Origin of the sequence: Bradyrhizobium erythrophlei, from assembly GCF_900142985.1 — a bacterium.
Classification (GTDB): Bacteria; Pseudomonadota; Alphaproteobacteria; order Rhizobiales; family Xanthobacteraceae; genus Bradyrhizobium; species Bradyrhizobium erythrophlei_B.
Window position 1 is genome coordinate 2,832,477 of record NZ_LT670849.1, and the last position, 21,889, is coordinate 2,854,365.

A 21,889-nucleotide genomic window follows, 5' to 3' on the forward strand; every position below is an offset into this window, starting at 1 on the left:
TTCCGACGATTCCTGACTATATTGCGCCGCAGTAAAGGCGTGCCCGGCTCTTTTGGCCGGGCTTCCTTTTTGGGTGCCAAAGCACCTATCCGAAATCCAGGGTTTTAAGCGTGATCCGAACAAGCGGGTCCCGGTTTTCCGGCGAGATCGCGCTTCTTCCATTGCCTGACGCAGAAGAAACAAAATGAACCTTCGCAACGTCGCCATCATCGCTCACGTCGACCACGGCAAGACCACGCTGGTGGATCGCCTGCTGCAACAGTCCGGCACCTTCCGCGAGAACCAGAAGGTTGCCGAACGCGCCATGGACTCCAACGACCTGGAGCGCGAGCGCGGCATCACGATCCTGGCCAAGGCCGCTTCCGTGCAGTGGAAGGACACGCGCATCAACATCGTCGACACGCCCGGCCACGCCGACTTCGGCGGCGAGGTCGAGCGTATCCTCAACATGGTCGATGGCGCGCTGGTGCTAGTGGACGCGGCCGAAGGCCCGCTGCCGCAGACCAAGTTCGTGGTCTCGAAGGCGCTCAAGGTCGGCCTGAAGCCGATCGTCGTCATCAACAAGGTCGACCGCCCGGACGCGCGGCCGACCGAGGTCATCAACGAAGTGTTCGATCTGTTCGCCGCGCTTGATGCCAGCGAGGAGCAGCTCGATTTTCCGATTCTCTATGGCTCAGCCAAGCAGGGCTGGATGGCGGATCGCCCGGAAGGTCCGCAGGACCAGGGCATGCAGCCGCTGTTTGACCTGATCCTGCGCCACGTCGCCGCCCCTACCGTCCAGGAAGGGCCGTTCCGCATGATCGGCACCATTCTGGAAGCCAACCCCTATCTCGGCCGCATCATCACCGGTCGCATCACGTCCGGCTCGATCAAGCCGAACCAGGCGGTCAAAGTGTTGTCCGCCGACGGCAAGCTGATTGAACAGGGACGCCTGACCAAGATCCTCGCCTTCCGCGGCATCGAGCGCACGCCGCTGGACGAAGCCGAAGCCGGCGACATCGTCGCCATTGCCGGCCTCACCAAGGGCACGGTGGCCGACACCTTCTGCGATCCTTCCGTTGAGACGCCGCTGCCGGCGCAACCGATCGATCCGCCGACGGTATCGATGTCGTTCATCGTCAACAATTCGCCGCTCGCCGGCACCGAAGGCGACAAGGTCACGAGCCGTATGATCCGCGACCGTCTGTTGCGCGAAGCCGAGGGCAATGTCGCGCTGCGCGTCACCGAGGCCGACGACAAGGATTCGATGGAAGTGTCGGGCCGCGGCGAGTTGCAGCTCGCGATCCTGATCGAGACCATGCGCCGCGAGGGTTTTGAGCTCTCGGTGTCGCGCCCGCGCGTGGTCCTGAAGAAGGACGAGACCTCCGGCGACTGGCAGGAGCCTATCGAGGAAGTCGTGATCGACGTCGACGAGGAGCATTCCGGCGTCGTCGTGCAGAAGATGAGCGAGCGCAAGGCCGAGATGATCGAGATGCGCCCGTCCGGCGGCAACCGCCTGCGGCTGGTGTTTTACGCGCCGACCCGCGGCCTGATCGGCTATCAGGGCGAACTGCTCACCGATACCCGCGGCACCGCGATCATGAACCGCCTGTTCCACGGTTATGCCAGCTACAAGGGCGAAATCCAGGGCCGGCGCAACGGCGTGCTGATCTCCAACGATCAGGGCGAAGCGGTGGCTTACGCGATGTTCAAGCTGGAAGACCGCGGCCCGATGATGATCGAGCCCGGCTGGAAGGTCTACAAGGGCATGATCGTCGGCGAGCACACCCGCGACAACGATCTCGAGATCAACGTGCTCAAGGGCAAGCAGCTCACCAACATCCGCACCACCTCCAAGGACGAAGCGGTGCGCCTGACGCCGCCGATCAGGATGACGCTGGAAAAGGCGCTGGCCTATATCGAGGATGACGAACTGGTCGAGGTGACGCCGAAGTCGATCCGGCTGCGCAAGAAGTTCCTCGATCCGAACGACCGCAAGCGCGCCGAAAAGGCCAAGCAGGCGGTAGCATGAGCGAGCCTATTGGCTTGGCCGCGGCGGTTTAATATTGATGGTCATTCCGGGGCGCGTCGCAGACGCGAACCCGGAATCCATAACCACCATCGGGAGTATGGATTCCGGGTCTGCGCTGCGCGCGTCCCAGAATGACGATGGTGAGATGATTCATGCCCCTCCCCTCCTCCATCGATGTCGCGGTGATCGGCGCGGGCGCCGCGGGCCTCGGCGCCGCGCATGCGCTAAAGCGCGCAGGCCGCTCGTTCGTCGTCCTGGAAGCGCGCGACCGCGCCGGTGGACGCGGCCACACCATCACGGCGGCGCCAGGCATTCCCTTCGATCTCGGCTGCGGATGGCTGCACTCCGCCGACCACAACGCGTTCGTCAAAATCGCCGGGCAGCTTGATTTCGAGATCGACAAGACGTTGCCGCCGTGGCGCGACCGCATCGCCGTCAACAAGGCATTTCCGGCGAAAGATCGAGCCGACTTCATCCGCTCGCTCGACGAATTCTTCGACCGGATCGAAGAGGCCGCCAAAGGCGGCGTCGATCAACCGGCCAATCTCTATCTCGAAGCCGGCAATCGCTGGAATCCGATGATCGACGCCGTCTCGAGCTACATCAATGGCTGCGAGACCGACCGGCTGTCGATTCTGGATTTCGACGCCTATGAGGATACCAACCTCAACTGGCGGGTACGGCGCGGCTATGGCGCGCTGATGGCGGCCTATGGCGCAACGCTGCCGCTTGTCTTCAACTGCGCCGTGACGCTGATCGATCATTCCGGCAAACGTCTGCGCATCGAGACGTCACAGGGCACGCTCGCGGCGGACAAGGCCATCATCACCGTGCCGACCAACCTGATCGCGCGGGAAGCCTTGCGGTTTCACCCGGCGCTGCCGGAGAAAGTGGATGCGGCCGCAAACCTGCCGCTGGGGCTCGCCGACAAGGTGATGCTCGCGCTCGACGACGCCGAACAATTGCCGATCGACGGCAATCTGCGCGGCGCGACCATGCGCAGCGAGATGGGGACGTATCATCTACGCCCGTTCGGGCAAGCGTGCGTCGAAGGTTTCTTTGGCGGACGATTTGCGCAAGGCCTGGAAGACGCCGGCGACGGCGCCTTCGCAGCGCAGGCGATCGACGAGATCGTGTCGTTCCTCGGCAATGATTTTCGTCGCAAGCTGAAGCCGCTGAAGGAATCGCGCTGGGCGCATGATCCCTTTGCCCGCGGCTCCTATTCGCACGCGCGGCCGGGCCATGCGGGTAAGCGCGCAATACTCGCCGCGCCCGTCGATGGCCGCCTGTTCTTTGCCGGCGAGGCCACTTCGCCCAACTTCTTCTCCACCGCCCACGGCGCGCATGATTCGGGAGAGCGGGCGGTAAAGGAAGTGATGGCGAAGTCTAGCTCGACTTAGCTGCTAGCCCTTGTAAACGTTATCCCGGTGGAATTTTAGATAGTAGGGATTTGGAAAGGACGCAGGATCGTTCGGTAAGTAAATTGTCCCGCTTTGGTTTAGGAGACGAACGGCATCTTCAGGGACATGATTTTTCGCAATTAGTATTTTGTAATCGTCCCCTATCGAAAGCAGACCTCTATCAAACATCCAGTGCGCTGTACCGGACAATGCCAGCCCATTGCGAACGGAATCAGGTCCGTTTGATGCCACCGGCTGAATGTGTGCCGCCTGCACTTCCGGGCGTCCACCTCCATTGATCAGCCGCAATCCCGTCATGGCGCATCGGTTGGAATAAGCATTGCGCACATTGAGCATGAACGAGCGCTCGCGAAACGGCTTAGAAACAGTCATTTCAACGATTGGACGTTCAAATGGCGTTTGAGGCTTATCACCCATTCCCGGAGATATAGGCTGTTGATACGATTCAGTTTGGCCAAGAACAGGAGCGAATCCGGCTTTCAAAATGCGGTCGAACTCATCATCAGGAATAGTTCGCACGGCGCGCCCAAACGCACCCTTATTGGTGCTGCCATCAGCTTTTTTAAGCGCACTTTCATAATATTCACTGCCGTCAACAAACGGGACCGCCCTGTCAAAATCTAAGTAATTGTCTACAACTGCGTAAAAATGACCTGCTAGCTCATTGTCCTCAATCAAGTCTATGACGCGAGCAACCGCAAAATAGGTCTGGCGACCGCGCCTGCTCGACAAGTCAGTGCTTGATCGTCTTGGCTCGTAGTAAACGATGTGATCGCCGATCGATTGCTTGACTTGATTCAAGTACGTACGCGGAAAGTGATATCGGGCCTCGGGGAGGTCCTTATAACCTGGCATTACTTTTGTAGTGAAAACCGCTTTGGTCATTTAGCCAGGATAGCCTTCGTATTGGCGTTGGCAATCGATCACTCGATCACCCTCGCCCGCATGTCCGCATCCGGCACAAAGCACGCATCGTACTTTCCGAAAATGCGGTAGCGGTTTTTAGCGACGAGATTGTAGACCGTGTTGCGGAGCGGTTTTGGCACCGCCAACAACACGCGCGTCCAGCGCCAACCCGGCAGGTTCGAAAGCACAGTCAACGCCGCATCGGATTTGAAGTAAGCGACACCGCCGCGAATGACCGCATTGGTGTCGGGATCGGCGGGATCGATGCCGAAGGCCTGCGCCAGCCGCGTCCCATAAGCAGACTGGATCGCGGTGAAGCGAAAGCGCTTGTCGGGGTCGCGCGCGGCGATAAAGCGAATCCAGCGCGAGCAGAACACGCAGACGCCGTCATAGAGGATCACGTCATCGTCGGGCCAGGCGCGCATTATCTGTTATCCAGCATCATCAGCGCCACCAGCATCAGCACGATCGCAGGTCCCGTTTTCACCAGCGCGCCAAGCGGCTCGATCCAGAGATCCGGCGTCAGGATCGCCGCACCCGCCATGTAACCCAGCGCCGCCAGGATTCCCCAAATCAGTCCGAAAGCGCAAGTTCGGCGAAAGGCAATCAGCACGCCGGTCGCCATATCCATCAGGCTGGTCAAGACGGTCACCGGCGCAACCAAGGCCGCTGGGAAGGCGTGCGTTCGCAAGATATTCGCCGCGGCGTCATAGGAAACGAACAGCGCGATGAAACCCGAGACGATCCAGAACACGACTAGGCTCGCGATGATTAATGCCTTGATCAGATAAAGCCGCGCGAACCATTTGTCCTGAATGGTGGCGGGATGCTTGCCGAGGATTTCCGTAACGGTTTTCGGGACCAGGCCCGTCGCGGCCATCCAGATGGAGGGATCGCCCCGCACGCCGCGGCGCAGTTCAGCGATCGCCGTGCGCCGCATCGGCGGCGTCCACCCTAGCCAGGTCACGAGATCGGCGGACATGACGCCGAGACCGAGCAGAAGAGCCGGCACGGGAATGCGCGGCGACCTTTCGGTGCCGAACGAGCGGCGAAAGGCCTCGATCACCTCGCCCAACGTTATCGGCTGCTGCTGCATCAGATCCCAGCTTACAGCATTGGCCGCGCCGTCATCGATGTCGCGCGCGGCCAGCCATGCGATGGTCTCGGAAATATCTTCCGCGGCGACCGGCTGGAACGGCACGGATGAATCGGCCGCCGGCATTTCGAGCGGCAACGCGGCGAGCGCGCGGACCATCGCGCTGCCGCCAAAAGCCGCGGGCGCGATCACGAAGCCGGGCCGCAGGATCGCGTATGAGACGCCCGACGTCGCGATCAACCTTTCCGCCTCGCGCTTGGTGAGGCTGAACGCCGTGTGATCGTCCTCGGCAGCGCCGGGAATCGCGATGTGAACCAGCCGGATGGTCCGGCCGCTCTCCTTGATCGCCTGCAAGAGGCGCGCAACGAAATCGCGGTGCACCGCGCGGCTGTCGCTGCCAGGGCCGTCCTGAAGCACCCCTAGGCAATTGACCACGACGTCGACCGCGTGATCGCGCAGCAGGCTCGCCAGCGCGGCCGCATCCATCGCCATGATCGGCAGCTCGATATCGAGCGCGCTCATCGCCTGTCCCGCCGCGAATTTCCGGGCGACGCCGGTGGCTTGAAAGCCCCTCGCGCGCAAATCATCGCTGATGAAGCGGCCGATCAGGCCGGAAGCGCCGAGGACGAGGATGTTGCGGGTGACAGTCATGAGCTAAATCGGTTTTGCAATCATCAGCCAGAGAATGATCACGACAGAGCCGAAGCCCGGAATACCGAACCAAACCCAGCGGCGAAACAGCGCAAAATAACGCGGCGGCAGCGGCTCGCGCTTCTGTTCTGCGATGCGCGCCAGATCGCGCATCTCGATCTGCATGAAGATCACGGGAATCCAGAACACGCCCGCCAGCACATACAGCGCCAGCGAGACCATCAGCCATCGTTCGGTAAAGCTTGTCGCTGACAGCATCATCAGCAGTCCGCCGCTCACGGGTTGCAGGATCACCGCGCTCAGCGTGAACAGCATGTCTGCGATCACGACGACGGCCGCCGTGCGGGCGATGAAGGAGACGTCGCCCGTTCGATGCGCCATCAGCATGAAAAAGGCGATGCCGGTGCCAGTGCCGAGGATCACGATCGCGCCAAGCACGTGCAGGTACTTGGCGAGGAAATAGATCGTCATGGTTTTTTCGAACCTGCGGCTGACGGCGCCTTCAGCAGGCGATCGAGTTCGCCCGCCACCAGTTTGACGCCGTTGTCGGTCTCAGCCATCCAGTGGCCCTCGCCGTCATAGGCGGCGAGCTGACGGAAATCGACTTTGCCGCCGCCGGCGCGGAAGGCATCCGCCAGCTTGCGCGAAAAGTCCGGTGGGAAATAGCTGTCGTTGGCGGCGACCAGCCATGACACGGGAATGTGCGCGCCGTGACCGAACTCATTGGCCGCGGCGAGCAGCGTGTGCGGGGCGCAAATCTGGTTGGGCAAACCGTTGGCCTGGCCGCCGCGGCCGGGCGCAAAGACAATGATGGACGAGATTTCAGCCGGATCGGCATTGGCCAGCGCCAATGCGCCCCAGCCGCCGGCCGAATGCCCGATGATCACGGCCTCGTCGCGCCGGATGAAGGGTTGCCCGCGCAGATAGTTGAACGCCACGGAAATGGCCTCGCGGGTCGCGCGTCCCGAATGGAGATAATCGGCTTCGTCGCAGCCGCGCTGATCTTCCAGATAATCGCCGCCGGTCGCGCCATGGCCCAAACGTTCCGGCACCAGCACGGCAAATCCCCGCGCCACCAGAAATGCCGCCAGGCTGCGATATTCCGGCTGTCGCATCTGCGCCCGATAGATCACGTTTTGGGTAGAGGCATGCGCAATCACCGCCAGGCGAAACGGGCCCTCGCCCGGCGGGCGAAACAATACCGCATGCGATGCGACATGCGGATCGGGCGACGGCACCAGCCAGGCCTGCGCCCGATTGGGTTCGGCTTCCGCGCTCACCGGGCCGAACGGGCTTTGCGCCATCGCGGCGGGCGCAATTGCCAGCAGGATGACAACAAAAAACCCCCGAAACCAAGGGGTCCGGCACCCTTGAAAGGGTTGCATGACGGATTTCCTGAATTGCTCACGCCGAATCAAATCGTGCGCCTCATCCCGTGATAGCCAACGTTAAGAACCGCCGCTGGACCCGTCCATTCCACAAAATCTGGTCTCAAATACCCGCGGGTGTTCGCTTTCGGCACAGAGGCCGCGTAGAGTGATGCAGAAAATCCACAGGTTAACCGATAATTAACGATAGACCTTGATGCCGGCCCGCTGACTTGCTTTGATCAGCCCATGAGCACAACCCTAATCGAAGTCCGGCCTGCCAAGGCTGCCGACGCAACGGCGGTGGCTTCTACCCACGACGAAGCCTGGCGCGCGGCCTATCAGGGTATCATTCCCGGGGCTGAGCTCGAAAAGCTGATCAACCGCCGCGGCCCGCAGTGGTGGGATTCGGCGATCCGCAAGGGCAGCCGCGTCAGCGTGCTCGTGTTCGGCGACAAGGTCGCCGGCTATGCCAATTACGGACGCAACCGCGCGCGCAGCCTGCATTTCGAAGGCGAAATCTACGAACTCTATCTGCGCCCCGAATTTCAAGGCCTCGGCTTCGGCCGTCGGCTGTTCTCGGCCGCACGGCGCGACCTCGGGCAGAGCGGCCTGAAGAGCATGGTGATCTGGGCGCTCTCCGACAACGAGGCGGCGACTGAATTCTATCGCGCGCTCGGCGGCCGCATGGTCGCACGGTCCTCGGAGAAATTCGGATCGAAGTCGCTCGACAAGGTCGCTTTCGCCTGGACGAATTAATCCCGCGAAATTGAATTTTGTTTCCGCCGCAGTGCCGGCCGGCCGAACGGCGTTGAATCTTGCGCGTTAAGGCTGTGCCCAAACAATCAGCGAAGATACCGCCGCTATTGGCGTAGACTGGCCTCAGCAAAAAACGATCCGGAGCCTACCATGCGTATTGAAGCGATTTCGATCGGCGTTGACCCGCCACGCGAGGTCAACGTCATCATCGAAGTGCCGGTCGGCGGCGAGCCGATCAAGTACGAGCTCGACAAGGAGGCCGGCACGCTGGTCGTCGACCGCTTCCTGTACACGGCGATGCGCTATCCCGGCAATTACGGCTTCATCCCGCACACGCTTTCCAACGACGGCGACCCGTGCGACGTTCTCGTCGCCAATACCCGCGCCATCGTGCCGGGCGCGGTCATGAGCGTGCGGCCGGTCGGCGTACTGTTGATGGAGGACGAGGCTGGCGGCGACGAGAAGATCATCGCGGTGCCGTCGTCGAAGCTGACGCAGCGCTACGACAAGGTGAAGACTTACAGCGACCTGCCCGACATCACCTTGCAGCAGATCCAGCACTTCTTCGAGCACTACAAGGATCTCGAACCGAAAAAATGGGTAAAGGTGCTGCGCTGGGGCGGCGCCGAGGACGCCCATCAATTGATCGCGGAAGGCATCGCGCGGGCGAAGGGGAAGTAGTTTTCCCCTGTCGTTCCGGGCGCGAGCATAGCGAGCGAACCCGGAACCCATAACCACAGGCGCTCGTGTCGCGAACGACTACGGCCACCAGCGCGCTCGCTTCATCGATTCCGCGGTATGGGTCCCGGCTCGCGCTTTCGCTTGGCCGGGACGACCACATCTTTCACACACCAGGCTTCGGCAGCCCCGCAATCGCGCAGGCCGCGCGCAAGGTATTGACCAACAGGCACGCCACCGTCATCTGGCCGACGCCTCCCGGCACCGGCGTGATGGCGCCGGCGACAGCAGCGACTTCCGCAAACGCGACGTCACCCACGAGGCGCGTCTTGCCGTCAGCGCTCGACAAGCGATTGATGCCGACATCGATCACGGTCGCACCCGGCTTGATCCAGTCGGCGCGCACCATTTCGCGTCGGCCGACGGCGGCATAAACCAGATCGGCCCGGGCACTCAAGTGTTTGAGATCGCGCGAGCGCGAATGCGCGATCGTCACGGTCGCGTTTTCATTGAGCAGCAACTGCACCAGCGGCCGGCCGACCAGATTGGAGCGTCCGATCACGATCGCATTCATGCCTTCGAGCGAGGCATGCACGCTCTTGCTCAAGATAATGCAGCCGAGCGGCGTGCAGGGCGACAGCGCGGCAAACCCGCCGGCGAGCCGGCCGGCATTGCTCGGATGCAGCCCGTCGACATCCTTGGCCGGATCGATCGCATTGATCACGGCCTCGGTGTTGATGGTTTTCGGCAGCGGCAACTGCACGAGAATGCCGTGCACCAGCGGATCGCGGTTGAGCCGCGTGACCAGCGCCAGCAGGTCGGCCTCCGCGACATTCTCCGGCAGCACGTGTTCGAAGGACGCCATGCCGGCCTCCTGCGACTGTTTGTGCTTGCTTCGGACATAGACCTGGCTTGCGGGATCGTGGCCGACCAGAACCACCGCGAGGCCCGGCGTCAGTTCGTGGTCGCGTTTGACCCGCGTGACCTCGCCGGCGACGCGGGCGCGAAGCTCGGACGCGATGCGTTTTCCATCGATGATCTGCGCCGTCATGGATCGATCCCTGCAATCCCTATTTCACGTCGTCAGCGCGCGAAGCGCCTCACTGAGTTTCCCGGGATCGCCATCGACGGCGACCTGCTTGAGGCGCGAGGTGACCCCGGACAGAATTCTCACGCTGGCCTTCCGCACGCCGAGCGACTTCGCCAGAAGCTCGGTCACCGCGCCGTTGGCCTCGCCGCCTTCGGCAATGGCGCGCACCCGGACTTTGACCACGGCGCGGCCATCCGCCATCACCTCGACACCATCGATTTCATCGCGGCCGCCGCGCGGCGTGACGCGCAGCGCGATGCTGATCCCTTGGGCGGAGTAGCGCCAGGGATCGGCCATCTAGCACACGATCAGAAGACGTTCGGATAGATGTAATACTGGATCACGCGCTGAATGAAGAAGATGATCAGGATCAGGATGATCGGCGAAATGTCGAGCCCGCCCAGATTGGGCAGGAAGGAGCGGATCGGCGCCAGCACCGGCTCGGTGATCCGGTACAGAAACTCCGCGATCGCCGACACCAACTGGTTGCGCGTGTTGACGACATTGAAGGCGATCAGCCAGGACAAAATGGCGGCTGCAATCAACAGCCAGACATAAAGATCCAGAACGATAAGAATGATGTCGAGGACGGCACGCATGGCGGGGCTGCTCGCTAGAGGGTCGATCGGCGGGGTCGAACACCTTGCTAAATATCGGTTCCCCACTGCGCAAACAAGGGAAGTTCCCGGCAAAAGGACGGAAAAACAATGGCTTCGCCGTTCTTGACTTGGCCTTGGCGCGGATTGTAAATGGCGCCGCTTGCTTGCGGTTTCTTAGCTTTTGCCGCAGCGACATCTACCTAGGCGATTTGGGGCCATAGCTCAGCTGGGAGAGCGCGTCGTTCGCAATGACGAGGTCGGCGGTTCGATCCCGCCTGGCTCCACCAGCCTTCGCAGGCTGCTCCTGCTTCGGCTAGGCAAGCCACTTTCGTAGCGAAGGCTGTCACGCCGTAGCCTGAAAGGCGAAGGCGGACGCAGGACATTCGCTGCGCCTGCTTCGGCTGGGTAAACCCGGAAAATCTCTCGTAGCGAAGTGAGCGAAGCCTCGTCGTAGCCCGAAGGGCGAAGACGGGCGTCAAAAATTACTCCGCCGCCTCCATCATCATTTCCGGTACCCGGCTCAGCCAACCATCGAGAAAGTGACTTAACCAGGCGCGCTCGGAAACGTCGTGGCAGGCACGTCCGGCAAAGTGCTGATGGCGCGGATGGGCGCCGGGCATATCGAGGCGATCGGCGCCACACGCCGTCCAGCGGCACATCATCGCGTAGGTCACGTCGGGGTGAAATTGCAGGCCGAAGGCATCGCCATATCGAATGGCCTGCATCGGGAAGTCGTCACCTTCCGCCAGTAACTCGGAGCCTGCGGGAAGCTCAAAGCCTTCGCGGTGCCAGTGATAGACCTGATCAGGCCAGTGCGCGCACAGCTTCCATCCGGCCCGTGTGGGGCGGATCGGATAATAGCCCATCTCGACGCGGCCGCCTGCGTGAGGCGCCACGCGCGCGCCGAGGTGCTTCGCCAGCATCTGCGCGCCGAGGCAGATGCCGAGGAACGGCCGCTGTTCCGAGAGCGGCACCGCGATCCAGTCGATCTCGCGGCGAACATAGTCGTCCGGATCGTTGGCGCTCATCGGCCCGCCGAAGATGACGGCGCCGGCATGCGCGGCCAGCGTTTGCGGCAGCGCGTCGCCAAAACGCGGGCGGCGGATGTCGAGCGGATAGCCGAGCGCGCGAAGCGCGTTGCCGATGCGGCCCGGCGTCGAGGTTTCCTGGTGCAAAATAATCAGGACGGGCAGGAGATTAGCCGACGGTCCCGCTATGACCGGCGCGGTTTTGCGCACATGACCGAGTGTGGCGGAAAGCGACATCGCCTTCACGAACCTCCAAGCCCGTGATCGTAGCCAACCGATCGTTAAATTTGGATTTAGCGCTGGCGGGTCTGAAAGCGCGTGACGGCCGAAATGATAAAGCCGCGCGGGACCAGCCGCAGCATGAACGGCACGATCTTGATGCCGAGACCGGGCAACACCGCGCGCTTGTTCGCCATCAGGCCGCTATAGGCGTCGGCTGCGACATCCCTTGCGGACACGTTGAGAACGGCGGAATCAAATCCGGGTTTGAAGCCCGCGCGAGTCTGGAACTCCGACGGCACAGGCCCCGGGCACAGCGCGGTAACCCGGACGCCTTTGGGTCCAAGCTCGCCGCGCAAGGCTTCGGTGAACGACAGCACATAGGCCTTCGAGGCGTAGTACACCGCCATGCCCGGCCCCGGCAGGAAGCCCGCGATCGACGCGACGTTGAGCAGCCCGCCGCGGTTTCGGATCAGTTGATCGGCAAAGCGCAGCGACAGATCGGTGAGCGCGCGGACGTTGACGGCGATCATCGCGAGCTGCTCGTTGCGGTCGAGTTCGACGGCGCGGCCGAACAAGCCAAAGCCTGCATTGTTGACGACGAATTCGACTTCAACGCCGGCATCGCTCAGCGCCGCGGCGATGGTGTCGCAGGCCGCAGGCTGTTCGAGATCGCAGGGAATGACGATCGGAGCGGGCAAGCCTTTGCCGGAGAGCTCTGCGGCCAGTGCTTGCAGCCGGTTGGCCCGGCGCGCCACCATCGCCACGCGATGGCCTTTGGAAGCGAAGACACGTACCAGCTCGGTGCCGATCCCCGCCGAAGCCCCCGTAATCAGCGTCACCCGCTCAGCCACGATCCTAGCCTGTCCATAATACGTTTACGGGATACGCCTTAAGCGGGATACGGGCGGCCTGCAAGCGTTTCGGAACCCGCTCCAACAAGCGATCGGGGCAGAGGCGTGTGCGGCCAGCGCAGGACGCAGCAGAGGACCGCTACATTAAAAATTGTTTAGGTAGCTATGTCGTTAGCATGGGAAGCCGCGCCCAGACTATCAGCCGCCGGAAACCGGCACGGGCTGCCTGGCGGCGACACGATGCTTGAGATCGATGCGGTCACGGGAGGACACCGCCAACAGATCGGCGGCCCGCCAAACCACATTGTCCTCGAATTCGCTGACCTGACCGTCCGCGTACACCAGCTCCCACATCATCTCGACGATGCGGAGCCGGCCGGCATCATCGACGGAGCGCATGATGACGCTGGTGAAATGATAGAGGTCGACGGCCTCGCCCTCGACCAGCGTTGCAGATGCAATCAGCTTGTCGGCAGCGCCCCGATCGAGCCCGAAGCGGCTTTCGATCAGGCTGTGAAGCTTGCGCTTTTCGTTCTCGGATGGGTCGCCGTCGAGCGAAATGACGTGAACCAGCAGTGCCGTCGCGGCAAGACGATAGCCGGTATCGTCGAGGTCGCGGGGTTCATGGGACGGGGAGATAACGTCAGCGATGAATTGGCGCAGTCCGTCGAGCATCAGGGGGTCTCTAATTGGCCTCTCTTGAAATCTATATGGCGTGGAACACGAACGCGCGCAATCGGCGCGTGTTCCGGCGCTAATTACCTTTCGGCAATGTTGCAGTATTCCTTTCCTCGTCATGGCCGGGCATAGCCGTTCGAAGAACGGCGTCGCTTCCGCTCGCCTATGACCCGGCCATCCACGTGTTATTTCGCGGAAATACAGTTAAAGACGTGGATCACCGCGACAAGCGCGGTGATGACAGTTTCGATACGGAAGCAATCTGGATTGCTTCGTCGCTAATGCTCCTCGCAATGACGGTGGCGTCTACGGTATTTCGTAAACCAGGACCTTGTCGGCGATGCCGCGCAGCGCTGCCTGCTTCTGGATCGGCGTGATCGCCCGTTCTTGCAGGATCGCCGATACGGCTGGCACCTCGACCACCCCGCCGGTGGCGTGGATCGATCTTGATGTCGCGAGCCCCTGGACCCGGGCTGCGATGTTGACGGTCTGGCCGAAATAATCCTGCCGTTCGTTGAGCATCACCGCGAGGCAAGGTCCCTCGTGAATGCCGATCTTGACCACGAGATCCTCGGTGCCGCGCTCGACGTTCAGCTCGTCCATCGCCGCGCGCATCTTGAGCCCGGCGGCTATCGCGTGCTCGGGCTTGACGAAGGTTGCCATCACGGCGTCGCCGATGGTCTTCACCACGGCGCCTTTCTCCGAGGCAATGATCTCGAGCAGCGCGCGGAAATGCGCACGCACCAGATCGAAGGCGGCGAGATCGCCGACGCGTTCATAGAGCGCGGTCGAGCCCTTCAAATCGGTGAACAGGAAGGTCAACGAGGTGATCTTCAACCGCTGATCGATATGGAGATTGTCGGCCTTGAATACGTCGCGAAACGTCTGGTTGGACAGCATCCGCTTGGCGGTGAGGAACGGACGGCGCTTGCCGAGCAAGTCATGCAGTTCTTCTGCGGCGATGAACACGGTCGGCAGCGTCCGCACGTCGGCCTGGTTGTCGAGCGCAAGCCGCAAAGGTCCCGGATGCATCACGATCGACCCGGTCGGCGGGTGTGACTTGTTGAAGACCAGCGACAATTGTTGCCGCTCTTTGGTCGGCTCGCCCTGGACGTCGATGAAATGCGCCGAATGCGTCACGGGTTCGAAGACGATGATGAATTGCGGCGGCAGTTGCAGCGACATGACGGCGCGCTCGCCGGCCGGTAGCTCCAGCGAATCGACCGTCGCCTTCTCGGTCAACGTCGAGAAAAACTCGGTGTTGAGGTCGATGCCCGAACTCCAGAACACCTGCTTGTAGTATTCCCACAGCGGCAACGAGTTCGGATCGTGCGCCGCGATGCGCCGGACCTTGGGGCTGACGGTGAAGGCAACCTCGACCTGCTCGTCGACCGAGGGCTCATAGCCGCAGGCGCAAAGGCCGCAATGATAATCGTCGCCGCGCAGCGATTTCAGCGTGTCGTGGGTATCGAGCACGCCGCTGCAGCCGGGGCACAGCACGTTCCAGGTGAGATCGAACAGGCCGAGCCGCGAGGCGTGCAGGAAGCCGGAGATTACCTTTTCTTCGTCGAAGCCGTTCTGCCTGGAAAAATCCAGGACATTGATGCGGTTGAGTTCATGATCCTCGCCATTCTCGACCAGATGCGCGATTCCCTCTGCGACCGCGGGATCGGCGATCTTCTTCAACGTTGCAAACTGGGCTTCCAATTCGCTCATGACGCGGTCCTGCCCAAGCTACGACTGACTTCAGAGGCTAGCGGCTTCAACGTCAACGCGGCGTGATCTCAAACACCGGAGAACGGTCCGGCTGCGTGGTGACGACGCCAAGCGGCATCACCGGATCTTTTTCCAGAAGCCTGACGCGGAACGCCGCAATGATTCGGGCCAGCACCAGCGTCGCTTCGACCAGTGCGAAGTGCGCGCCGATGCACACGCGTGCGCCGACACCGAACGGCAGATAGGCGAAGCGGTCGGGCGGCGGCGCCGGCGCCAGGAAACGTTCCGGCACAAAGGCGTTCGGATCGCGCCAGAGCTTTTCGTGCCGGTGCAACAGCCATGGCGCGATCAGGATCACGTCGTGCTTCTTGATCGGAATGTCCGTGATGACGTCGGGTCCGCTCGCCGCACGCGCGATCAGGAACGCAGGCGGATAGAGCCGCATGGTTTCGTCGACGACGGCGCGGGTGAATTTCAGCCGATCGAGGTCGGCCTCGCCATCGGCGGATACCTGCCGCGCTTCGGCTGCGAGTTGCTCCTGCGCGACCGGGTCGAGCGCGAGCATATACAGCGCCCAGAACAGCGCCGTCGCGGTGGTTTCGTGGCCGGCGAGAATCATGGTCGCGACCTGATCGCCGAGCTGCGCCTCGCTGAAGGCTTCGCCGGTTTCGGGATCGCGCGCCGCATTCATCAAATCGAACAGATCGCGCGCCGGGGCGCCTTCCTGCTTGCCGGCGGCGCGGCGTTCCGCCATCAACATGCCGATGAACTGCGTCCAGCGTTTGCGGAAACGCGCGCGCGCAAAGTCCCGCGGCGCCGGCCAGCCCCGCGGCAGCACCAGGTCGAGGAAATGCGGCCGCGCCAGCTTCTCGGCATACTCCATCACGAAGTCGCGCAAGGTCGCGCCGTGGCGTTCCATTCCAAACGAAAACATGGTGCGGCCGGCGATCTCGAGCGTCATGCGCTGCATGGTCTCGCGCAAATCGACGGGACCGTTGCTGATGCGCTTGAGGTTCTCGACCGTCTCGTCGGTCACCGCGACCATATGCGGAATGAGGGTACTCACCGCGCGCGGCGTGAAGGCCGGCGCCAGCGTGCGCCGCTGATGTTTCCACGCCCGGCCCTCGGCGATCAGCAGCCCATCGCCGAGCATCGGGCGCAGCACACGGAACCCGGCAGGCGTGCGCGAATAATTCTCGTAATTGTCGACCAGCACGTGGCGGATCGCATCCGGCGTATTGAGAATGAAGCTCGAATTGAACAGGAAGTGGCCGCGGATGATATCTTCCTCGTAGGCCCGCTGGCCCCAGGTTCCGATCGCGCTTTCGCGCATCTTCGCCATTCGCTGGAGCGCCGTCATGCTCTCCGGCGCGCGCGGCGGGCTCGGGGGAACCAGACGCGGGCGTGCAGCCGGAATATCCCAGGCTTCAGCGATGCTCACAGAGGTCGTCCTTGCAAACCCTGGGGTGGAGGAACTCCATCCCGCTTTGCATCATATCACCTCCGGAATCCGGGCGCCACGAAGGCGCATCCGCAGGGGATGCTTCCGATCAGCGCATTGTGACGGACGCATGATCCTGGCTATTTTGCCGCAGGCGTACCCCGCCACCTTACAGGCGCGGACCGGGTGAGAATCCCACTCGGCGAACCGGCCTTCAACGAAAGACGCCATGACCGAGCCAGCCCGCAGTATTTTAACCGACGGCATCGCAGCGCCACTGCGGCATGCCGCATTCCGGAGAATCTGGTCGGCGAGCCTGTTGTCCAACCTTGGCCTTTTGATCCAGGCGGTCGGCGCGGCCTGGGCCATGACCCAGATGACCTCCTCGGCCGACAAGGTCGCGCTGGTGCAGACCGCGCTGATGCTGCCGGTGATGCTGATTGCCATGCCGGCCGGCGCCATCGCCGATATGTATGACCGCCGCATCGTCTCATTGGTCTCGTTGTTCATTGCCCTGACCGGCGCGACCTCGCTGACCGTGCTGGCGTGGCTCGGCATGGTGACGCCTACGACCCTGCTGGTACTTTGCTTTGTCGTCGGCAGCGGCATGGCGCTGTTCGGCCCGGCCTGGCAATCCTCGGTCAGCGAGCAGGTGCCGACCGACATGCTGCCTTCCGCCGTGGCACTCAACGGCATCAGCTACAATATCGCGCGCAGCTTCGGGCCCGCCATCGGCGGCATCATCGTCGCCACGCTAGGTGCGGTCGCAGCCTTTGCCGCCAACGCCATTCTCTATCTGCCGCTGGTGGTGGCGTTGTTCGTGTGGCGCCGCGAGAGCGAACCGTCGCGGCTGCCGCGCGAACGGCTCAACCGCGCCATCGTCTCGGGCGTGCGCTACATCGCCAATTCGCCTTCGATCAAAATCGTGCTGATGCGCACCCTCGTGACCGGCCTGATCGGCGGTTCGATTTCGGCGCTGATGCCGCTCGTGGTCCGCGATCTCCTGCACGGCGGCGCGCAGACCTACGGCATCATGCTGGGCGCCTTCGGCATGGGCGCGGTGATCGGCGCGCTCAACATTGGCGAGGTGCGCAAGCGGCTTGGCGGCGAGGCCGCGATCCGCGCCTGCGCCATCTCGATGGGCGGCTCGATCGCCGCGGTGGCGCTGAGTCACGAGCCGGTCCTCACGGCGGCCGCTCTCGTGGTGGCGGGCGCGGCCTGGATGCTCGCGGTGGCCCTGTTCAATATCGGCGTGCAACTGTCGGCGCCGCGCTGGGTCGCGGGCCGTTCGCTGGCGATCTTTCAGGCCGCGATCTCGGGCGGAATTGCGATCGGAAGCTGGGGCTGGGGGCACCTGACCGACGCCGCCGGCGTCGAGGCTGCGCTGCTGGTCTCGGCCGCCTTGATGCTGTTGTCGCCGCTGCTCGGCTTCTGGCTGCATATGCCGCGGGTCGGCGCGCGCAACGAGGACGCCGAACTGCTGGCCGATCCCGAGGTACAGTTGTCGCTGACCGCGCGCAGCGGGCCTTTGGTGGTCGAGATCGAGTATCGCGTCGCGCAGGACAACGCCCGCGCCTTTCACAACGTCATGCAGGAAGTCCAGCTTTCGAGGCAGCGCAATGGCGCCTATGGCTGGTCGATCGCGCGCGACATCGCCGATCCCGAGCTATGGACCGAACGTTACCATTGTCCGACCTGGCTCGATTACCTGCGCCAGCGCAACCGCTCGACGCAATCCGAACGCGAACTGCACCAGAGCGCGATGGATTTTCATCTCGGGCCCGATCCGGTCCGCATCCGCCGCATGCTGGAGCGGCCGTTCGGCTCGGTGCGCTGGAAGGAAGAAAGCCCCGACCGCGCCGCACACGAGGTACTGCCGGTGGCTTCCGCCGCGGCAGGCAGCAGCACCTAGCTCTACTGCGTCAAAACCCTCATGGTGAGGAGCGCCACGCCCGAGCAGGCCAAGCGAAAGCGAGGCCGTTAGCGAACGGCGGCACAGAATGGCGCGTCTTCCGGACAATACTTCGTATTGCCGGGAGAACCATGAGGCCCCGGTGTCGGCGTCATCCTTCGAGACGCCGCTTGCGCGGCTCCTCAGGATGAGGAAAGGGCCAGCCACGACGCAGAGAGGTTAGATCGATAAGCCCTCTACTGCCCGTTTTCGGTCAGGACCTTGTCGCAGGCACGGCTGAGCCGGGCGCGATGCTGCTTCAGGCAGCCCAGCACGGCCGAATCGCCGTCGTTCATCTGGGCCCGGCAGAAGCGCGAGACATCGCGCGCACAGGCATCATGGCCTTGCTGCGCCGACGCATGCGATACCAAAAAAATCTGCGCTGCCAAGAGCGCCAACAAAAACAAAAATGAAATTCTCAACATGTGAACCCGCCTCATCCCTGACGATGCCCGGGATGTAAAGTCTGACGAACCCATGATGTCAATGCACCGGGCGCTCGCCGATTGCCCTACCGCTGCCCGCGATGCACGTTATTGCATGACGAAGTGAGGCTCGCTTTTCGGCGCGACGACCACCGGCGCGCCCCTCAGACAAGCCACCTCCTCGCCTGCGATCTCCCAATTTGACGTCGGCTCATCGAGCGCCTGCGACACCCAGCGACAGCCGGCGTTTGGGGAGCGTTAACAAATCTTTCTCATAAAGAAGGTCGGGCAAATTTGAGTTGTCGCAGTAACGAAAGAGTAACCATGCGTAACGCGTTGGGTCTGATGCTGATGAGTGTGGTGGCAGCCACGCTGATTGCTGCCGGTGGCTGGTTCTGGACCTCTTCAAGCCGAAGCGCGGCTGCTCCGCAAACCGTCGCCGCTCGAGTTGCCCCGGCGCCGGCCCCCGCTCCCGCCAAGCCCGCCGCAAGCCGCGACCCGATCGAGGTCACCGGCAGCATTCCGGAAAAGCCGGCCCCCGCCCCGCAGCCGAAACAGCTGGTTTGCGCCAATCCGAACGCGCTCGGCGTCTCCCGTGTGGTTGAGATCGACACCACGGGCGGCCCCGGCTTCGGCTTCGAGCATTTCAAGCAGATCGATTTCCTGAACGACAAGGAAGTCGTCTTGACGTTCGATGACAGTCCGTGGCCGGTCAATACGCCGGCCGTGCTGAAGGCGCTTGCCGAAGAATGCACCAAGGCGGTGTTCTTCTCGATCGGCAAACACGCAAGCTTTCACCCCGAGATTCTCAGACAGGTGGCGGCCGCCGGTCACACCGTCGGCACCCATACCTGGTCGCATGCCAACCTGAACTCGAAGAAGCTGAACGAACAGGCCGTCAAGGACGAGATCGAAAAGGGCAACAGCGCCGTCAAGCTCGCGCTGGGCACAGCGCCAGCACCTTTCTTCCGCTTCCCGGAATTGCAGCATAACCCGGCCGCGATGACCTATCTGGGCACACGCAACATCGCGATGTTTTCGACCGATCTCGATTCTTTCGACTTCCGGGCCAAGAGTCCGGAGCAGGTCATCAATACCGTGATGACCAAGCTCGAAAAGCAGGGCAAGGGCATCATCCTGATGCACGATTTCCAGAAGCACACGGCGGAAGCGATGCCCGAATTGCTGCGCCGTCTGAAGGCGGGCGGCTACAAGGTCGTGTTCATGAAGCCGAAGGCGCCGATGCAGACGCTCGCCGAATATGACGAGGCGCTGATCAAGGACATGAAGCTGCCGGCGACCAGCGCGCGGCCCATCGGCAGTGTCGTCCAGACGGTGTCGCAGTAGAGCGAGGTGATCAGGCGCCTTGTTTGCAGGGCAAATGAACTTCGGTCACGGGTAAGCTCGGCGCTGCTAGCGTTTTGGTCGCGGAGAGAAACTCCGCAAAGCTCGCCTCTGAAGACCAGTTCAGATAAGCGATAAATAGGCCCGCGAGCGCGAGCAGCACCACGACTTCGATGACGGCAATTCGGACGATCGAAGGCCAAAATCGCCGAGCGGGACGCGCGGCGTCCGGGGTGAAAGCGGCCTGACCGCAGGCCTGGCAGTGATCGGCTGATGAGGACATGGCTTCCTCCCGCAAAGAGGTTTGCACCCCCTTCTAGGGCCAGCCACCCATTTCCAATGTGAACAAGGTCACAGATCGGACCGAATATTTCGGACGTCGAGGATTTCAAGGCTTGGGCGCCAGCAGGCACTCCGCCACGACCAGCTCTTTCACCTTCTTGTCCGAAAGCTGGCGCCGCGAGACATCCACGGTCTCATAGCCGTCCTTGGCGCAGGTAATCGTGACCTGGCTCGCCGTTACGCCATCGCCGAAGTTCGGAATCAGCCGGTAGACGCCTTCGGAGTTGGTGCGCACCAGGATCCTGCGGCCCCCTGTCTCGGCCCTGACCTGAACGCCGGGAACAGGCTTCAGCGTTCCAGTCTCGCGGGCCGAGCCGACGAACGCCAGATCGACATCCTCGTCACGCTCGGAATCGAGTTCCCCCGAATGCGACGGATAAGACCAGAACGCGACCACCGCCAAAGCAGTGATGCCGGCAAGTGACGTGATCGCGGATGGTGCGGTGAAGCGGCGGCGCGGTGGTGTTGGCACTTTTTACCCTGCGAAGACTCTTCTTCGAATTTTCAGCGGAGAAAGAAACCGCGGAAAAGATAGAAGACGCTGATCATGACCACGAGTGGAATTGTCCATCCGAGCCAGTACTGCGTCGGCCGGTTTTTCAACAGCGGCAACGCTAGCACGCTCGCCACGGCCGCACCAAGGGTCGAGGTCACGAGCCAGCCATACCAATACATCGGCGGACCGTCTCTCGCAGGCTCGGTAAGCCAGCCCCATTGCCCGATCTTCGGATGATAGGTGAAGGGCGCCCAATTCACTTCGACCGACACGATGTAGATCAGGGCAAACGCCGCCGAGAAAATCGGGATGATCTTTTCGATTTGATTTTTGTTCATAGCCCGAAGAACCCGCGGATGTTGTTGAGGATGTGACCGACGATGAAACCGAACCAGACGATGAAGCAAAGCATCAGCGTGACGGCGGTGCGCGCGGAATCGCTGGCGGGATCCGGACGCCGCCAAACCAGCCAATACAGCGGCAGCAGGCCGAGGCCGATCGAGATGAACTGTTCCTTGATCTCGAATGAACCGACCGCCGGAAACAGGCGCGCGTTTTCAAGATAGGTGCGTACCCAGACGCGATAGATCGGATAGATATAGCCGCCAAGAAACGCGACAATCAGAAACAGCACAATGTTGGCGTTGACGTAGACACGGCTCGAGACCGATCGATACGCGTTGACGAATCCCGCTTTGCTCCGCGCAGGCCAAACCACCGCAATCGCCTGGTGCGTGATGCTGCCGAGCAGGGCAACGGCCAGAAGCCCGTGCAGGATGACCAGAAATGTCGACATTCTCCCCCCTTCTTTTATCGC

The 21,889-nt window shown here is 62.3% G+C and carries 24 protein-coding genes and 1 tRNA gene; 7 read left to right on the top strand and 18 right to left on the bottom strand.

Going from position 1 to position 21,889, the window contains the following annotated elements:
* Positions 1–184: 184 nt before the first annotated feature.
* Both typA and BUA38_RS13095 read left to right on the top strand, forming a co-directional pair.
* Positions 185–2,011: a translational GTPase TypA gene (gene typA / locus BUA38_RS13090; protein ID WP_072818297.1), complete on the top strand. Its 1,827-nt coding sequence runs from the start codon at positions 185–187 to the stop codon at positions 2,009–2,011.
* A gap of 152 nt (positions 2,012–2,163) precedes the next feature.
* Positions 2,164–3,411, top strand: a complete 1,248-nt coding sequence (locus tag BUA38_RS13095) for a flavin monoamine oxidase family protein (RefSeq protein ID WP_072818298.1) — start codon at positions 2,164–2,166, stop codon at positions 3,409–3,411.
* A gap of 3 nt (positions 3,412–3,414) precedes the next feature.
* Here the strand turns inward: BUA38_RS13095 and BUA38_RS13100 are convergent, their stop codons facing one another.
* Genes BUA38_RS13100 through BUA38_RS13120 form a run of 5 tightly spaced genes read right to left on the bottom strand, consistent with a single transcriptional unit; the run spans position 3,415 to position 7,470 of the window.
* Positions 3,415–4,317: an HNH endonuclease gene (locus BUA38_RS13100; protein ID WP_072818299.1), complete on the bottom strand. Its 903-nt coding sequence runs from the start codon at positions 4,315–4,317 to the stop codon at positions 3,415–3,417.
* 38 nt (positions 4,318–4,355) lie between these two features.
* Positions 4,356–4,763 carry a thiol-disulfide oxidoreductase DCC family protein gene (locus BUA38_RS13105; protein WP_072818300.1) on the bottom strand — a complete coding sequence of 136 codons (408 nt, stop codon included), beginning with the start codon at positions 4,761–4,763 and terminating at the stop codon, positions 4,356–4,358.
* Entirely contained in the window at positions 4,763–6,085 is a 1,323-nt protein-coding gene (locus tag BUA38_RS13110; RefSeq protein ID WP_072818301.1) for an SDR family oxidoreductase, read from the bottom strand. Before BUA38_RS13110 ends, BUA38_RS13105 begins: the two co-directional genes overlap by 1 nt.
* A 3-nt stretch (positions 6,086–6,088) precedes the next feature.
* A complete protein-coding gene (locus BUA38_RS13115; RefSeq protein ID WP_072818302.1) occupies positions 6,089–6,556 on the bottom strand; it encodes a DUF2269 family protein in 468 nt (155 codons plus the stop codon).
* Positions 6,553–7,470, bottom strand: a complete 918-nt coding sequence (locus BUA38_RS13120) for an alpha/beta hydrolase family protein (protein ID WP_072818303.1) — start codon at positions 7,468–7,470, stop codon at positions 6,553–6,555. The genes BUA38_RS13115 and BUA38_RS13120 overlap by 4 nt, the downstream gene beginning before the upstream one ends.
* 231 nt (positions 7,471–7,701) lie before the next feature.
* On the opposite strand from BUA38_RS13120, the gene BUA38_RS13125 reads away from it, so the two are divergent.
* Positions 7,702–8,211, top strand: coding sequence for a GNAT family N-acetyltransferase (locus BUA38_RS13125; protein WP_072818304.1), 510 nt, complete (start codon positions 7,702–7,704; stop codon positions 8,209–8,211).
* A gap of 150 nt (positions 8,212–8,361) precedes the next feature.
* Complete coding sequence (gene ppa / locus BUA38_RS13130) at positions 8,362–8,892, top strand: inorganic diphosphatase (protein WP_072818305.1); 531 nt, start codon at positions 8,362–8,364, stop codon at positions 8,890–8,892.
* Between the two features lie 163 nt (positions 8,893–9,055).
* On the opposite strand, the gene folD is transcribed toward ppa, so the two are convergent.
* The 3 genes from folD to BUA38_RS13145 are packed head-to-tail and all read right to left on the bottom strand — an operon-like array spanning position 9,056 to position 10,578.
* Positions 9,056–9,940: a bifunctional methylenetetrahydrofolate dehydrogenase/methenyltetrahydrofolate cyclohydrolase FolD gene (folD, locus tag BUA38_RS13135; RefSeq protein ID WP_072818306.1), complete on the bottom strand. Its 885-nt coding sequence runs from the start codon at positions 9,938–9,940 to the stop codon at positions 9,056–9,058.
* A 24-nt stretch (positions 9,941–9,964) separates the two neighbouring features.
* A complete protein-coding gene (locus BUA38_RS13140) occupies positions 9,965–10,276 on the bottom strand; it encodes a DUF167 domain-containing protein (protein WP_072818307.1) in 312 nt (103 codons plus the stop codon).
* An 11-nt stretch (positions 10,277–10,287) separates the two neighbouring features.
* Positions 10,288–10,578 carry a YggT family protein gene (locus tag BUA38_RS13145; RefSeq protein WP_072818308.1) on the bottom strand — a complete coding sequence of 97 codons (291 nt, stop codon included), beginning with the start codon at positions 10,576–10,578 and terminating at the stop codon, positions 10,288–10,290.
* Positions 10,579–10,789: 211 nt separating this feature from the next.
* On the opposite strand from BUA38_RS13145, the gene BUA38_RS13150 reads away from it, so the two are divergent.
* A tRNA-Ala gene (locus BUA38_RS13150) sits at positions 10,790–10,865 on the top strand.
* Between the two features lie 195 nt (positions 10,866–11,060).
* Here the strand turns inward: BUA38_RS13150 and BUA38_RS13155 are convergent.
* The 5 genes from BUA38_RS13155 to BUA38_RS13175 form a co-directional block, all read right to left on the bottom strand.
* Positions 11,061–11,843: a glutamine amidotransferase gene (locus tag BUA38_RS13155; protein ID WP_072826086.1), complete on the bottom strand. Its 783-nt coding sequence runs from the start codon at positions 11,841–11,843 to the stop codon at positions 11,061–11,063.
* A 56-nt stretch (positions 11,844–11,899) separates the two neighbouring features.
* Entirely contained in the window at positions 11,900–12,679 is a 780-nt protein-coding gene (locus BUA38_RS13160; RefSeq protein ID WP_072818309.1) for an SDR family NAD(P)-dependent oxidoreductase, read from the bottom strand.
* Between the two features lie 198 nt (positions 12,680–12,877).
* A complete protein-coding gene (locus tag BUA38_RS13165; RefSeq protein WP_072818310.1) occupies positions 12,878–13,354 on the bottom strand; it encodes a TerB family tellurite resistance protein in 477 nt (158 codons plus the stop codon).
* A 309-nt stretch (positions 13,355–13,663) separates the two neighbouring features.
* Positions 13,664–15,073, bottom strand: a complete 1,410-nt coding sequence (locus BUA38_RS13170) for an adenylate/guanylate cyclase domain-containing protein (protein ID WP_072818311.1) — start codon at positions 15,071–15,073, stop codon at positions 13,664–13,666.
* 52 nt (positions 15,074–15,125) lie between these two features.
* Entirely contained in the window at positions 15,126–16,514 is a 1,389-nt protein-coding gene (locus tag BUA38_RS13175) for a cytochrome P450 (RefSeq protein ID WP_072818312.1), read from the bottom strand.
* Between the two features lie 229 nt (positions 16,515–16,743).
* Here BUA38_RS13175 and BUA38_RS13180 point away from each other — a divergent pair, with 229 nt between their 5' ends.
* Positions 16,744–18,426, top strand: coding sequence for an MFS transporter (locus tag BUA38_RS13180; RefSeq protein ID WP_072818313.1), 1,683 nt, complete (start codon positions 16,744–16,746; stop codon positions 18,424–18,426).
* A gap of 236 nt (positions 18,427–18,662) precedes the next feature.
* On the opposite strand, the gene BUA38_RS13185 is transcribed toward BUA38_RS13180, so the two are convergent.
* Entirely contained in the window at positions 18,663–18,890 is a 228-nt protein-coding gene (locus BUA38_RS13185) for a hypothetical protein (protein ID WP_072818314.1), read from the bottom strand.
* A 324-nt stretch (positions 18,891–19,214) separates the two neighbouring features.
* Here BUA38_RS13185 and BUA38_RS13190 point away from each other — a divergent pair, with 324 nt between their 5' ends.
* Positions 19,215–20,237, top strand: a complete 1,023-nt coding sequence (locus BUA38_RS13190; RefSeq protein ID WP_072818315.1) for a polysaccharide deacetylase family protein — start codon at positions 19,215–19,217, stop codon at positions 20,235–20,237.
* 10 nt (positions 20,238–20,247) lie between these two features.
* Here the strand turns inward: BUA38_RS13190 and BUA38_RS13195 are convergent, their stop codons facing one another.
* From BUA38_RS13195 to BUA38_RS13210, 4 genes are all read right to left on the bottom strand, one after another.
* Positions 20,248–20,517, bottom strand: coding sequence for a hypothetical protein (locus BUA38_RS13195; protein WP_156898514.1), 270 nt, complete (start codon positions 20,515–20,517; stop codon positions 20,248–20,250).
* Between the two features lie 105 nt (positions 20,518–20,622).
* Positions 20,623–21,048: a hypothetical protein gene (locus BUA38_RS13200; protein WP_156898515.1), complete on the bottom strand. Its 426-nt coding sequence runs from the start codon at positions 21,046–21,048 to the stop codon at positions 20,623–20,625.
* Between the two features lie 32 nt (positions 21,049–21,080).
* Complete coding sequence (locus tag BUA38_RS13205; RefSeq protein ID WP_072818318.1) at positions 21,081–21,410, bottom strand: hypothetical protein; 330 nt, start codon at positions 21,408–21,410, stop codon at positions 21,081–21,083.
* A complete protein-coding gene (locus tag BUA38_RS13210; RefSeq protein WP_072818319.1) occupies positions 21,407–21,868 on the bottom strand; it encodes a hypothetical protein in 462 nt (153 codons plus the stop codon). The genes BUA38_RS13205 and BUA38_RS13210 overlap by 4 nt, the downstream gene beginning before the upstream one ends.
* Positions 21,869–21,889 lie beyond the last annotated feature (21 nt).